Below are 13753 nucleotides of genomic sequence, written 5' to 3'. Positions count from 1 at the left end.
TTTATTTGTTATAAATAGCCACCATTGTTACGAAACTGCTAACGCAGCTTCATTACAATGGTGGCTTAGGAAATTATTGATGGCTTACCTACGGATTGAGGTGAGGTCACTGAAAAAGCCTATCTTTTATAAAGGGAAAATAAAATTTTAATAAACGGGGTTCCAGAATCGATTCTAAGCGACGTTTTGATGGTAGGGATATATTTTTGACCTCCTAAAAAACATCATTTTTCAAAATAGCTACTTTTTTAGTGCCCTAGATTGAGATTCGTTTGAGTCCTGCTACACATATTAGGGAAATCAGCTTCTGAAGATAATTACGCACATTTATTAGAAGTAATGTTAAAACAAATAGCCAGCCTAAGTGTAGGGACTGAACTGCGTATGCTAACGGAGTCCTTCCTACATTAAGGCTGGCTTTATTTCGATTTCAAATGAAGTTTCGTTGCTTTATTATTGGACGGTGAAATGCATCGGAAGAACCGTCCCCACGAATTGCACACGAATTACACACGAATTCCCTATGAACTGTAACCTTTTGGATGGTTATACGTAAATATTTTTGGGTAGTATTAGTGAAATTCTTTTAATTATTTATTTTTAGATAGGTGGAGGGATATCAATGGTAAATAAATTATTTAAGAAGCTCAGTGAATTTAGTGGTGGATTAGAGATAAATGGAGATGATACAGTAATAAATGTGCTTATTCATTTTACACCGCAAAAAACCTATTTTTACATAGCTGATCATTACTGTTTTGACAGTGATGCAGATGGTGTCGAATTTAATGATCCTAATACGGAAACTCATTATGTCATTAACGGAAATTATGTGTGTATTCTATTAGAAGATGAGTCCGTATCTCCAACTGAAAAAATAAGGAAAGTAATGGAGCAATATCGGTTAACGGAAGATGAAGTTGTGTTTATTGAAATATTCCTTGGGTGAGAGTGAACGGGTGGGACAAGGTCCCTGTCCCCCATGTCCCACCTGAGAAGGGAGTCATGATGTTGAGTTATGGTAATCGTTGTATAAGTTTGGTTGTGTTGATTTTCTCATTTTTGGTATTGGGTGCTTGTGCTGGTTCTAATGAGAGTAATGAGAATGAAGATGGTGTGGAAGTGGTTACGGAGAGTATTATCGGCCTATTAGTGGAGGGGGACTATGGAGAGGTACGGGAGTCTTATTTTAGTGAGGAGTTAGAGGACAGCCTATCTATAGAGGAAATACAAGTTGTGTGGGAGCAGAAAACAAGGGGAATAGGGGACTTTGTAAAAGTACGTTCCATCGATTTTTTCCAACAAGGTAGTTCCTATCATGTTGCTGAAGCGACTTTGGAGTACGATCGTGTTGTTTTTCCGATGAGGTTCACATTCAATGATGGAGATAGATTGGCTGGTTTTCATTTGGGGATGGGCTATGCTAATCGGTCGTTTCCTTCGAATGTTTCGGAGGAGGATGTGATCATTGGTGAAGGGTCGGAGTTTGAACTAGGTGGTACGTTGACGTTGCCTGAGGGTGCAACTGGTGAGGTTCCGGCCGTTGTTCTTGTGCATGGGTCGGGTCCGAGTGATCGGGATGAGGCGCTGTACGCTTATCGGCCGTTTCGTGATATTGCGTGGGGACTGGCTGAGCAGGGGATTGCTGTTCTTCGTTATGATAAACGGACCTACACGTATAGGAGTGAGATGGCGTTAATGGAGGGTCTGACGGTTATGGAGGAGACGGTGGAGGACGCTGTTTTGGCTGCGGAGTTGTTGAGAGGGGACGATCGGATTGATTCGGAAAAAATATATGTTGCCGGTCATAGCTTAGGTGGCATGCTTGCTCCAAGGATTGATGCAGCAGGGGGCGATTTCGCAGGTCTTATCATTCTTGGTGGGTCACCTCGTCCGTTATGGGAAATTATTTATGATCAGAATATAGCGTTTATTGAAATGGAAGATTTTGATGAGGTAGCGAAGGCGGAGTATGAAAGACAGGTTGAGGAGGAGATGAATAAGGCACAACGGTTGACGGAAATGACCGAGGATGAGGCGTTGCAAGAGACTATTTTTGGTCAGTCAGTATATTATTTTTTGGACATGGATGGTTTTGATATGGAGGAGTATTTGACTGAATATAGTCGCCCGATTTTCGTTTTACATGGGGAGGATGATTTTCAAGTGTACACGGACCCGGATTTTGCCAAGTGGGAAGAGCTGTTGGCGGATCATGATCAGGCCACATTAAAAAGTTACCCGGGATTGAACCACTTTTTTATTTCCTATGAGGGACCTGACAAAGGGACGTTGAAGGAATACGAACATCCAGCATTGGTGGACGAGGACGTCATAAACGACATAGCAAGTTGGATTAGGTGATTTGCGGTGGGCTATGTGTGGTTTGGGTGGTTCGTGCGTGGTGCGTGGGGACGGTTCTCGTGAGTCGAGCAACACCATAAGGTTCGGAGGGACGGTTCTCGCGAGTCGTTTTCCGAAAGGCTGCTGCTTGTTGTTGTAGCATGATGGAGTCTATATTTTTTTGCTGGGAAAAAAGGTTTAAGTAATTGGTGGTACTTTTTTCAAAAAAGGAAAGAAGGGAAGTAGATCATATGGGGAAATTAACTTTAATGCTTGTTTCGGTGTTGACGCTGTTGTTTTTGGGAGCTTGTGGTGATGATGGAAGTGAAGGAAGTGATGCAAACGGGGGAGACGTCCCAGCTATCGGATTGATTGCAGAGGAGTTTGTTGGTGATTTAGTGGATGGGAATTATGAGGATGCTGTGGATAAATTTGATGAACGGATGACAATGGAGCTTTCGTCAGAAGGGTTGGAAGAAATCTGGGTTTCGGTTGTTGACCAGCTAGGGCAGTTGCTTGAGTATGAATATAGTCGAATAGAAGCAACAGAGGACGAATACGAAGTTGTACTTGTTGACGGTCTCTTTGAAGCGGATGAAGTAACCTTTACCGTAGCCTTTAACGAAGGGGAAGAAATAGTAGGCTTTCATATAAACCCGAGGATGTAGGTGGACTCGTGGGGACGGTTCTTCTGAATCCATTAATGAATAAAATAGCCTCCATTGCTAAGCTACTACTTAAAATGGAGGCTATTACGTATTTAGGAAAATCCAAATTCAATGATTCTCATTATTCAGTAGTACCTCAAGTTTTTCTCAAAAGCAAGGATCATTAGTCAATTAGTCTAGCAACTTCTCCGTTGCATTCTTTGCAGCGCCCTTTTAGAAGAATGTTAAAATCCGAAGAATAGACAGTATAATCAATAATTGTCGTAACACCACAACGGGAACAAAAAACATTCTCTTCTAATTTCTTTCTTATTTCATTTGGAAACGCCAACCACCTTTTCTCTGCTAATTCGTCTTTTTGCATCGAATAAACTCCTCTCTCTCTTTCGTTTAGATTTTGAAGGTTTGTCCACTATTATCCTTCAGGTCCTTCCAGGCAAGTTCAAATGTTATTTATAAAAATTAAATAACTCCAGCTCTCTTCAATTCTTCGTTATTTCTTGGGCTTAATATCTTTTTTACAGTAAATGGACTTCTCGAAATTTGCAAACCGTTGTCTCCTACGAACTTCTTTCCATTCAGCCATTTGAAAAACCGCGCTTTATTTATATCTTAGTCACAAATGTAGTCTTTCATAGCTGAAGGTTCTTACAAATATTATAAACCCTGATATTTATAATGTCACACAGGGTTCGAAAGCAAACGGAAAAGGGGGACGGATCCCTGTTTATACTGTTTGCCTATGTTTGGGGAAAAATTGGGACGGTTCGAGTGAGTCATTTATTCATATAAGGACCAACAAGTTTAGGATAACGACTGAAATTTTGAAATAGTAATGTTCATATAAATAGCCAGCCTGATTGTATGACTGAAATGCTAACGTAGTCCTACATCGAGGCTGGCTTTACTTCAAATTTGCAAAGGTTTGTTGCATTAATTATTGGTGTGGATGCATCGCAAGAACCGTCCCTGTGATTTTACTTTGCTTCTTCTTTACTTTCACTTAGGTATTCTGATATTACTTTTTTAGATTCTGAGTAGATTATAGAGGGGTCATCGAGATCAAGTCCAAATGCTATTAATAACAGGCTTATGATTGTTAGATCTTTCTTTCCACGTTCTACTTCATCTAGAAAAGAAGTAGAAATGGAAGCGCGATGAGCTAATTCTTCTAAACTCAGTCCCTTTTCTTTCCGTAATGCTCGAACTTTCTCACCATGAAGTTTCATCACTAATTTATCAATATCCGATGTATTCAAAGTACTCCCACCTTTTAACAATTAGATTCATAGGGACGGTTCTCGTGATTCAAGTCGACCACTATAAATGTATAAACTAGCCTCTAATGTTATGAATCTGCTAACTAACTAACGCCGTTTCATAACATTGGGGCTCAATAAATTTTGTGTTGATTTATCTTGTATTAAGGTTCTTTTGAGCCCTGTTCTTCCTCATATGAGAGAAATCAACTTCAGAAGATAATTATTTAAATTTACTTGAAGTAATGTTAAAACAAATAGCGCCAGATTGTAGCGTTGAACTGCGAACTGCGGTTAGCGAATGTCAACTGCAGACGGAGTCGTTCCCCTCATCCAGGCTGGATTTATTAGGGGAAAAAAAGAGATCTGGTTGCTTTATTGTTGGACAAATGCATCAGTAGAACCGTCCCTATGATTTTACAGAAAAAACTTGAATTCTTCTTTTTCCTCTTCTGTTAGTAATCTTAACTCTTTTTTTTCTTCAAAAACAAGTAAACTATCATCTGGATTATAATTAAATTTTGTCCATATCTTTCGGTTGAGCTTATGAAATTCATGGATGTGTTCTGTTAATTCATAGTATGGTAGTTCACCATTTTTCCATTCGATAAAACGTTGATAAAGTGGATCAAGGGCATCTTCCGTGACTTTTTGATGATATTGTCCAATAATTTCACGTTCTTTTGTCCGTTCTGCCTTGGTTTTCTTTTTCTCATGAAGAGTCATTCCGACTCCCCCCCTCCTCTCGGTAAGTATCGTTAGGTTATTAATTCAATTATAGCCATTCTCTCTTCATATTAAAATGAGAAATGGAAAATAAATTCCTTACATCTAATTATCTGTCAATCAACGACAAAGGACACCGAAAAGCATGATTCGTTGGGGCGGTTGGAACCCAGAGGTTGGGACAAGGTCCCTGTCCCCGTGTCCCCGGGTGCATCACGAGAACCGTCCCCACGCATCGGATTCGAATTGGTGTATTGGTTTTGGTTTGCTGAAATAATAGCCTTGCAGTTCGTCGCAGTTTAATTGTTGCAAGCGGCTTTTTTGTTCTTTTGTTTCAACACCTTCTGCGACAACTTTCATCTTTAACTGATTGGAAAGTTGAATGATAAAGTTAATAATGGCTTCGTTGTCGTCTGATGTGTGTATGTCGTTTATAAAAGATCTGTCTAGTTTTATTGTGTTGAATTTGTATTTTCTTAAATAGCTCAGTGAGGAATAGCCTGTCCCAAAGTCGTCGATGGCGATTTGGATTCCTAGTTTTCTGAGTCCGTCTAATTTATTCTTTATATCGTTATCGTGTTCTAAAAAGATGCTTTCAGTTATCTCAATTTCGATCCACTTTCCCTCTACTTCCTTTTCTTTAAGTAGATTTTCCACTGTTTGGACCAACCCTTTTTGGAGCATTTGTGAAGAAGAGAAGTTAAGGGAAACGATAAAGGGGGCGAACCCTTTATTTTGCCAAGCTTTTATTTGTTCACAGACAGCTTGAAAAACCCATTCTCCGATTGGAACAATTAAGCCCGTTTCTTCTGCTAGAGGAATAAATTCCCCAGGTGAAACTACTCCCTTTTTCGGGTGGTTCCAACGAATAAGTGCTTCTGCACCAACGATTTTATCTGTTTTTGCACAAACCTTTGGCTGATAATATAGTTCAAATTCCTTGTTCGCAATGGCGCGACGAAGGTCATTTTGTAAAGAGAATTTCTTATATGATTCTTTTTCCATTTCTGATGTGAAAAGCTTATAGCTATTTTCTTTCGTTGCTTTCGCTTGATACATTGCAAGATCGGCATTTTTCATTAAAATAGCTAGGTCATTACCTGATTCAGGATAGATGGTAATTCCGATGCTTCCAGTTACAAAAATTTCAAATTGATCCACTACGATAGGGGCTTCAAGTTTTTTTAAAATGGTAGTAGCAATGTTTTTCGCATAGTCTTCCGTAATTAAATTAGAAGATAAAAGCATAAATTCGTCTCCAGCCATACGAGCAACAAATTCCTTTTCAGAAGAGAGACTTTGTAGCATGTGAGCAATTTTTTTCAACACTTCGTCCCCAAGGGGATGTCCTAACGTATCATTTATGTATTTAAAGCGGTCAATATCAATAAAGAGTACAGCTAGCTTAGTATTATTTTTTTTAGCAGCTATTAATTCTTGTTGTAATTTCTCCTCAAAAAAACGGCGATTCGGTAGGCCAGTTAAATAATCATGGTAAGCAATATGGTGAATCTTTTGTTCTGCTTGCCTCATTTCTGTTATATCATGATAATTGACAATGATTCCATTGACATGAGGGTCTTTTATGAGGTTATTGGCAATGGCGTGAATCATTCTCCAGCCTCCGTTTTTATGCTGAAGTCTTACATCAATTGTTTGAACAGCGTCTGGTTGATCGACTAAGTGTTGAAAGCGGGAAATGACGTTTTCCTGATCATCTGGATGGACAAGACTGAAAAATGGTCCATCTAACTCCTCTGGTTTATAGCCGAGAACTTTTTCAATAGAAGGGCTTCTATATGTTACTTCACCCTTTGCGGAAAGAATACAATTGACGCTATTTGAGTTTTTCAATAAAGATCTGTATTGATTATATTGCAGTTTAATTTGATTTTGTAATTCAATTTCCCTTGTCATGTCCTTTGCAATGCCTAATATTCCTATGAGCTTTTCTTCTTTATCAAAAAGGGGAACTTTACTAGTAACGATTGACTTTGTTTTTCCATCAATAGAAAAGATTCGTAGTTTTTCTTCTTTTAGTACTTGCCCTTCTAGTGTTTTAAAAAATCCATTTTTGGCTAGTTCAATGTCTTCAGGATGAACAAGATCAAGGAAGCTTGTATTTATATATTTCTCCCCAGGTCCAACCAATGAGCTAAAGCCATGGTTATAATCAATAAAGCGCCCATCTAGATTAATAACATAAATGGCCTCAGCAAAGTTCTCCAGCAGTTCTTTATACGGATATTTTATTTTATCTAAGTCGTGCAAAGGATTTGGATTATTTAGACTACTCATAGGGCACTCCTGACTTAAGCGATTTTTACTAACAATAAATTCCTACATAGGATTATTATACTATAAAACGGTGCGTGGGTCGTGGGGACGGTTCTCACGATGCATTCCTCATGAGAAAATACACTTGAGAAGTTACGCGTAGAGTGACTGGCTGTTTTGAAGGAGGAGAGTAATGACTCAAAAGATGTATCAAAAGAAATCATCGTTTTTTTCACATATCATTTCAATTTTACTTTTGCCGTTCAATGTGACGATCATTATTCCGGTATTATTGAAAAGCTTCCTGCCAAACAGGTTGTTATGGGGACTAGAAGGACCGATTAGTGCACTTATCTTTATTGTAGGATTAGCCATTGCATTAACTGGTTTTCTCTTAGTAATCGTGACCGTTTCTCAGTTTGCCAAAAATGGGAAGGGTACGTTGGCTCCATGGGATCCACCTAAAAAGTTGGTTGTTAGTGGACCGTACCGATATACTCGAAATCCTATGATTAGCGGAGTAGCCTTTGTTTTATTAGGAGAATCTCTTCTATTATGTTCCATGTCAGTACTTTTATGGTTTATCTTTTTTACAGTGGTCAACTATACTTACTTCATCTTTGGGGAAGAACCTCTTCTTACTAAAAAGTTCGGCGAAGAATACTTGGAGTATAAGAAAAATGTACCGAGGCTATTGCCAAGACGGAAACCTTGGGAATGATTGAGGTTGTGTGTGACGTGACTGGTTTGTGCGTGGGTCGTGGGTGGGTCGTGGGGACGGTTCTTGTGAGTCGTTTATTAAGTGAGATATTAGGATTAGGATAATAATGTGAATAAAATAATAGCATTTTAAAACGAGCCTTGTTGGAGGAATGCTAACGGAGTCTTACATCAAAACTGGCTTTATGCCAATTTTGGATGAAGAAATTTTTTGCTTTCTGATTGGCAGTGGCGCATCGTGAGAACCGTCCCCATGATGCGCCCTTGCTTAAATCAGCGCTATATTTTTACATCATAGAATTGGTTACATACTCCATTTCAAGGTTGTGTTCGTCCAAAAGATCCTCTAAATCATATAGGAAGTTCCTGAATAATGTTCTTGCTTCATTTAAATTTTCGTTTGCATTATTAATGAGCCCGTGATCTTGATAGTCAAGTGCGTCGAGTATGATTACCATAGCATTATATTGTGTATTGTGAGCTTGGATGTAGACTTCATGTATATCTCTAACTTCCCTTGTTTCTGGCCTAATGGCTTCAAGGTCGTCGATAAAAACTTGATATTTTGGAATAATGTCTAAATGGATTGTTTCGTATAGGATAAAGTCATCGATATAGTTTATACCCGTCACACTTTCGTATAGAGAGATAATCTCGTCCTCGTCTTCAGCAAGTGGCATGATGCCATTATTGACATAGTCCTCTAAATCATCTTTCACAGGATCAGAAAAACACCCTGTCAGAATGAAAAATATAGCCCCTATAGACAAAAACAACAATATGAAGTTTTTCTTCAAAATTTCTCCTCCTAATATAAGTAAATTTTAAACATCACTGTCTATATATATCCTTGTAGCCTTTGTCTATATGCTGAGAAATTTTTAGGTGGGGTTATGGGTCGGGGGGACGGTTCTTGTGAGTCAAAATAGATCATGCCAAGGCTTCATCAGAGATCGAACAGAGGGAGCTAGGGAGTTTGCTAAATGAAATCCACAACTACTTATTTCCCCACCGACTAATTCTTCTCCATACATGCAATCAAAATTCTAAATCAACACCGGGTTTCTACTCTTGAAAAACTTTTTTTCGAATAACCCCCTATTCAATTACGTTACCAGCCGCAATCTAGTAGAAACCTTTTATTATTTAATTCGTATTTAATACTATATAAAAAACTTGGAGGGGTGTATTAATGAAGGAAAAAGGGTGTATCAAGTGCGGTCACAAGGAAGCGGAAACAAAGGAAATTGCTACAACAGGCACTGGGCTGTCCAAAATGTTTGATGTCCAACATAATAAGTTTATTGTTGTATACTGCACCAATTGCGGTTATTGCGAATTATACAACAGACAAACCACCACGGCTTCCAATGTCATTGACTTTTTCTTCGGGGGATAGGGAATAGAGTTTTGGAGGGGACGTAGGTTGACTAGTTGACGTTCACCTTCTTCTGTTATGAGTTAATATTAGAAAAATTAAATGTTTACTTTTACAAAATAGTTAACTTCTAAGGGTTAGTAGTAAAAATCTACAACCCTTTTTTCGTCCACATTATTCTCCACAGAGGGAATCTTCTGATCTCTGAAAGCAAATTAGAGTGAATCAAGAGAACCGTCCCCACGACCCACAGTTTCTCTATGGGAAACGTGATGTTTCGTCATGAGAAACGTTATTTTTCTTCATTCGCCACTTTACCATAAGCAATATACACTGTGCTTACCATGGAATATGGGAAGCGCGCTTCCGAGTTGGAGTAATGAACTTGGAACAAAATTGGACAAAAGAAGCAACATTTGAGGCATGCTGTGAAAAGTATATGCCCATCGTTTTTGCTGCAGTAAAAAAGTGGAATTTGGGACGCGAAGTGGATGAATATGTCCAGATTGGCAGGATTGCTCTTTATGATGCCTGGTGTAAGTACGATCTAGCATCGGGACCGTTTGCACCTTATGCCCAAAGTTATATTCACGGTCGCATCAAGAGGGCTATAGCTAATCAAGATAAGTGGAGTCAACATTATCAGACGACAGAACCATTTATTTTAGCGGAGTTATCACCAGCTGCACCATTTTCTGAAGAAGAGTTATTACTGTTAAAAGAATGGATAAAAACTACCCCCTTAAGTAAACGGGAAAAGTTGTGGGTAGAAGAAGGAATCTTCTACGGCTACAAGCCACAAGAAATAGCCAAACGACACAAAGTCAGCATTACCACAGTCAAATCATGGCGAAAACAAGCTATCAAAAAGCTTCGCGGGGACGGTTCTCCCGATGCAACAGTAACGTGGTAATCACCCTTACATGTTTACAGCGATTCAACAAAAATTATATAGGAGGAAATAACTATGATGCTAGCAATCTTTGGCTGTAAAATGGATAGCTTACAAGATCTGAAGAAGACAGTGTGTGACGGTTTTGGTGAAATTGAAAAATATTGTGTTGTGAAAGAAGTGTTGTTAGAAAATGACGTATTCTACCATTTTTCTGAGAATTTATTAGAGGATCAGGATTGGATTACAGATGCTACGTGTGGGTGGACGGTTGAAGGGGAGTTTCGGTGTATTCGAGTAATAAATAAAGAGACCGGTGAAAGGGTTTTAGTGAATAGTAATGGTACATCTTATGCACGTTATATTGCATTTGAAATCCCTTATATTTGTTCACTTTGCAGTTGTAAAAACACCGGAAAGTTAGCTGTGAATTATTTAAAAGTAGTAAATTTACTATTAAATTGTATGATAAAGCTTTTAAATGAAGATGAAAAAGACAATAGCGAAACGAAGGGATATATTCAAAAACAAATAAGGGATGCGAGTCTTTTAATAGAAGATACAGGGATGGGTTTTGGGAATTGAACAGTAAAATAGAAATAGATTAATAATAAATAGTTTTATAAAAATTCCTCTGATATTTATATCAACATATAGGGTGAAACTATACTCTATGTGATTCAAGATTTATCTGAAAATAGGCGAGAAAACCCCCATCTTCAAGGAATGTGAATGGCGAAACCCAATGAGTAAGTGGGTGATGAATCGCCTTTTTATACGTAGGGACATTTGTTCTTATGGTGAAAAATACATGTAGGTTGTTCTTTGAAAACTGAAGATATTAGGTTGTGACAGGAAATACGCCGGTCACGTAAATACTTCAACGTTCTAATCGCCCCCCACGCATACCGAAGTTGCGAAATCCAAGCGATAGTAGGGTGCGTGGTGTTTATGCTATAAGGGGAATGAAGTCTCAAAAAATTAAAGTTTAAACTTCCTAAATCTTATATGTATCTAAGCTGAAAGTGTTTCATTAGTCAATGTAGTTAATACTGGATGATGTAAACCAGAATAGAAATGGTTTTAATTTGAACTATCTTCTTTCTGCTTCATTTTATGAACATTTGTAGTACGTTTTGCTCAGCTTCTTTAAAGATCTCTGATGGTGTCGTATCAAGACCAATTGCATTAAGAAATGTAACAACGTTCGAAGCAATTTGAATTCCTTTTTCTGGTTCGTGGGGACGGTTCTCTTGAGTTTTTTCTTCACATTAACGTTTTATATTCTTTCCAGAATGTGATTTTTTTCTACAAAATCTGCAATATTGAACCTTATATAATGTTAAAATAAATTATTGAAGAACGGTGTAGAGTGATTTTGTGATTGTTTGAGTTGATAGAAAGGACATCTTATTTTTTCCAGGGGCAGCTCTTCCGTTTTTTTATTAATAGGTTGGTATGATATCAGATTAAAAGATTGAGGTGTGAAATGTTTATATTTATCAGCATTGTGTTCGCTATAGTTGCATTGTATTACTTTATGAAATGTAGAAAACTACATAGTACGATCTTATTCTTGGAGAATGAGTTAAAAAAGGCAAATCAACAGAAGAGGAATGAAACTGAGGAAGTGACTAAGGCTGAGTCTGAAGAGAAATCATTCGAGTCCCCTCATAATACAATTGACAAAGCATCAAAAGTGGAGTCCAATTACAATAGTTTAGATTTTAACCAGCTAGCTAAAGACTTTAAGGTAATGACAGAAATGCAGTTGGATCATCATCCATACATAGGAAAAACGTTTGATTTTGAAGGGGCGGTATACAGTGTTAGCTCTCAAACAGGTGTTCCTATGCCGTATATCCAAACTTCTTCAGTGAAAACGAATCAAGGTTCTTCTGTTACGGTTTTTTTTGAGTTCGATAATTTTGAAGGGAATAATGAAGTGCTAAACTATCTACTATCCTTAAATAAGGGGAATAAAGTCAACTTCAAAGGCAAAGTTGTATCTGTAAGTAAAGTTAGCGGATCAATAAAAGTGAAAGTGATTGACTAGGGACGTTCTTCAGAGTCGGCACTGGAACTAGCCTCGGTAAAAGGATTGGGATGACACACAGTAAATAGAAATGTTAGCCACCAATAAAGAGGAACGTTCAGTTAAAAACCTTCCTTTTCGTTGGTGGCTATTTTATGAATCAGTAGAACCGTCCCCACGCCCACGCCCCTGAAAATTTCTTTAGTAGATTTTCTTACATGGTTTACCACTGTTAATGCTGATTAGTTTAGAATGAGGGGACACATGATTTTATCAATTATTACGTGAAAGGGGATTGGAAATTTATGGCCATTGCAACCCAAAGTCCGGTGAAGTCCACTAGTAGTGTAGCGGTGACGGAAGATGTGATAAAGGAAAAGAATGTGGAATTAATACACTTGCAGTTTGTAGATATTGAGGGAATAATCAAGCACGTAACAGTTACTGCAGATCAGCTTGAGGACATTAAAAGTGGAAAAATAATGTTTGATGGATCTTCTATAAAAGGATTTTCGCCTATTAATAAATCAGACTTGTATTTGCAACCGTAGACTCGTGGGGACGGTTCTTCCGATGCGCCAGGCATTGTCTTCCAAAACCTATCTGTGACTTTTAGGTTAATGTGAGAAGTGTCGTCCATCTGATTAACCATTCAAAAGGATTTCAAGACGATTTAAGAAAACACCTCATTCTTGTGTGGAAACATTTGTATTCCTACAACACTGGAGGTGTTTTTTGTTGTTAAAAAGTATTGAAGGGGAAAGACGTGTCAGTACTGATTTGAAGAAACTTGAATTTGCAAAGCTACAAATATTCTAATATGCGCATATGCAAAAGAGAAGCAAAGCACCTCTACAGGGTACTTTGCTTTCTTATGCTTATTGTCATTAATTTATCTTGATGAAAGAATGCTTTTTTAATTAGTTTTCCTCGTTTTTGCTGTTCGCCATCGTCACATTGGTTGTATAGGTGAAGGTAGTGCCTTATGTGGGATTCATGCCAAAGTATTTTTAACAATTGAATTCCTCCCTATTAGGATAAAACCGTACGGAGGTTTGTTTCGGTAGCTGGCTGACATAGTATACAAACTTTAGTCCCTATAGCTTTGCGTCACCATTTTTCAATGACTTTGCCCTTTCGTACGATTTTGGATTTGGTAAAATTATCTTAAAAATTTTAAACTATGTATATAGGATTTTCTTCATAGTTTAGGGGTCTTTTGAACTAGGAGATTCTCAGTGATAAAACATAAACAACGGGTCTTTCACATTTTTCCAAATCAATAATAGTTCTAGAAAAAGTTCTTAATCATTAATAGTGAAAAATTATTACAGGTAGTTCGGGATCGGGATTTTTTAAAAAATTACAGTGGTAGCTTCCACCATGTCCTCTAATTCAGATAATGTGTCCAATTGAACTTTAATTGCTGTAAGTAAGCCTTTACAAATGTAATCG

General features: G+C 37.9%; 13 protein-coding genes, 1 pseudogene and 1 riboswitch. Of the genes and pseudogenes, 9 read left to right on the top strand and 5 right to left on the bottom strand.

The window, feature by feature from the left end; genetic code table 11:
• Nucleotides 1-622 precede the first annotated feature (622 nt).
• From QA612_RS18010 to QA612_RS18000, 3 genes are all read left to right on the top strand, one after another.
• Complete coding sequence (locus QA612_RS18010) at nt 623-949, top strand: hypothetical protein (RefSeq protein ID WP_278285217.1); 327 nt, start codon at nt 623-625, stop codon at nt 947-949.
• Nucleotides 950-1011: 62 nt separating this feature from the next.
• A complete protein-coding gene (locus QA612_RS18005; RefSeq protein WP_278285216.1) occupies nt 1012-2364 on the top strand; it encodes an alpha/beta hydrolase in 1353 nt (450 codons plus the stop codon).
• A gap of 230 nt (nt 2365-2594) precedes the next feature.
• Nucleotides 2595-3011 carry a DUF3887 domain-containing protein gene (locus QA612_RS18000; RefSeq protein ID WP_278285215.1) on the top strand — a complete coding sequence of 139 codons (417 nt, stop codon included), beginning with the start codon at nt 2595-2597 and terminating at the stop codon, nt 3009-3011.
• A 163-nt stretch (nt 3012-3174) separates the two neighbouring features.
• Here the strand turns inward: QA612_RS18000 and QA612_RS17995 are convergent, their stop codons facing one another.
• The 4 genes from QA612_RS17995 to QA612_RS17980 all read right to left on the bottom strand — a co-directional run bounded on the left by QA612_RS17995 (nt 3175) and on the right by QA612_RS17980 (nt 7294).
• Complete coding sequence (locus QA612_RS17995; RefSeq protein ID WP_278285214.1) at nt 3175-3375, bottom strand: hypothetical protein; 201 nt, start codon at nt 3373-3375, stop codon at nt 3175-3177.
• A gap of 613 nt (nt 3376-3988) precedes the next feature.
• A complete protein-coding gene (locus tag QA612_RS17990; RefSeq protein WP_278285213.1) occupies nt 3989-4270 on the bottom strand; it encodes a helix-turn-helix domain-containing protein in 282 nt (93 codons plus the stop codon).
• Nucleotides 4271-4687: 417 nt separating this feature from the next.
• The gene (locus QA612_RS17985) at nt 4688-4996 is read right to left on the bottom strand and encodes a hypothetical protein (RefSeq protein WP_278285212.1); all 309 of its coding nucleotides are present in this window, start codon (nt 4994-4996) and stop codon (nt 4688-4690) included.
• A 213-nt stretch (nt 4997-5209) separates the two neighbouring features.
• Nucleotides 5210-7294 carry a sensor domain-containing protein gene (locus QA612_RS17980; RefSeq protein WP_278285211.1) on the bottom strand — a complete coding sequence of 695 codons (2085 nt, stop codon included), beginning with the start codon at nt 7292-7294 and terminating at the stop codon, nt 5210-5212.
• A 172-nt stretch (nt 7295-7466) separates the two neighbouring features.
• Between QA612_RS17980 and QA612_RS17975 the strand changes: the two genes are divergently transcribed.
• Nucleotides 7467-7994, top strand: coding sequence for a methyltransferase family protein (locus QA612_RS17975; protein WP_278285210.1), 528 nt, complete (start codon nt 7467-7469; stop codon nt 7992-7994).
• A 286-nt stretch (nt 7995-8280) separates the two neighbouring features.
• Here the strand turns inward: QA612_RS17975 and QA612_RS17970 are convergent, their stop codons facing one another.
• The gene (locus QA612_RS17970; protein WP_278285209.1) at nt 8281-8790 is read right to left on the bottom strand and encodes a hypothetical protein; all 510 of its coding nucleotides are present in this window, start codon (nt 8788-8790) and stop codon (nt 8281-8283) included.
• Nucleotides 8791-9185: 395 nt separating this feature from the next.
• On the opposite strand from QA612_RS17970, the gene QA612_RS17965 reads away from it, so the two are divergent.
• The 5 genes and pseudogenes from QA612_RS17965 to QA612_RS17945 all read left to right on the top strand — a co-directional run.
• Complete coding sequence (locus QA612_RS17965) at nt 9186-9392, top strand: zinc ribbon domain-containing protein (protein WP_278285208.1); 207 nt, start codon at nt 9186-9188, stop codon at nt 9390-9392.
• Nucleotides 9393-9756: 364 nt separating this feature from the next.
• Nucleotides 9757-10284, top strand: a complete 528-nt coding sequence (locus QA612_RS17960) for a sigma-70 family RNA polymerase sigma factor (protein WP_278285207.1) — start codon at nt 9757-9759, stop codon at nt 10282-10284.
• Nucleotides 10285-10338: 54 nt separating this feature from the next.
• The gene (locus tag QA612_RS17955) at nt 10339-10848 is read left to right on the top strand and encodes a hypothetical protein (RefSeq protein WP_278285206.1); all 510 of its coding nucleotides are present in this window, start codon (nt 10339-10341) and stop codon (nt 10846-10848) included.
• A 904-nt stretch (nt 10849-11752) separates the two neighbouring features.
• Nucleotides 11753-12319, top strand: a complete 567-nt coding sequence (locus tag QA612_RS17950; RefSeq protein ID WP_278285205.1) for a hypothetical protein — start codon at nt 11753-11755, stop codon at nt 12317-12319.
• 284 nt (nt 12320-12603) lie between these two features.
• Nucleotides 12604-12846: pseudogene (locus QA612_RS17945) on the top strand (glutamine synthetase beta-grasp domain-containing protein); the annotation flags it as partial.
• Nucleotides 12847-13357: 511 nt separating this feature from the next.
• Nucleotides 13358-13442, bottom strand: a riboswitch (cyclic di-GMP riboswitch).
• Nucleotides 13443-13753: the final 311 nt, after the last annotated feature.

The sequence above is a fragment of the Evansella sp. AB-P1 genome (genome assembly GCF_029688925.1).
GTDB lineage: Bacteria > Bacillota > Bacilli > Bacillales > Salisediminibacteriaceae > Evansella.
This window is presented reverse-complemented; position numbering and strand designations above follow the sequence as displayed.

Coding starts and splice junctions, on each gene's coding strand:
- QA612_RS18010 (WP_278285217.1), top strand. CDS start 623: ATGGTAAATAAATTATTTAAGAAGCTCAGTGAATTTAGTGGTGGATTA.
- QA612_RS18000 (WP_278285215.1), top strand. CDS start 2,595: ATGGGGAAATTAACTTTAATGCTTGTTTCGGTGTTGACGCTGTTGTTT.
- QA612_RS17995 (WP_278285214.1), bottom strand. CDS start 3,375: ATGCAAAAAGACGAATTAGCAGAGAAAAGGTGGTTGGCGTTTCCAAAT.
- QA612_RS17985 (WP_278285212.1), bottom strand. CDS start 4,996: ATGACTCTTCATGAGAAAAAGAAAACCAAGGCAGAACGGACAAAAGAA.
- QA612_RS17980 (WP_278285211.1), bottom strand. CDS start 7,294: ATGAGTAGTCTAAATAATCCAAATCCTTTGCACGACTTAGATAAAATA.
- QA612_RS17975 (WP_278285210.1), top strand. CDS start 7,467: ATGACTCAAAAGATGTATCAAAAGAAATCATCGTTTTTTTCACATATC.
- QA612_RS17965 (WP_278285208.1), top strand. CDS start 9,186: ATGAAGGAAAAAGGGTGTATCAAGTGCGGTCACAAGGAAGCGGAAACA.
- QA612_RS17955 (WP_278285206.1), top strand. CDS start 10,339: ATGATGCTAGCAATCTTTGGCTGTAAAATGGATAGCTTACAAGATCTG.
- QA612_RS17950 (WP_278285205.1), top strand. CDS start 11,753: ATGTTTATATTTATCAGCATTGTGTTCGCTATAGTTGCATTGTATTAC.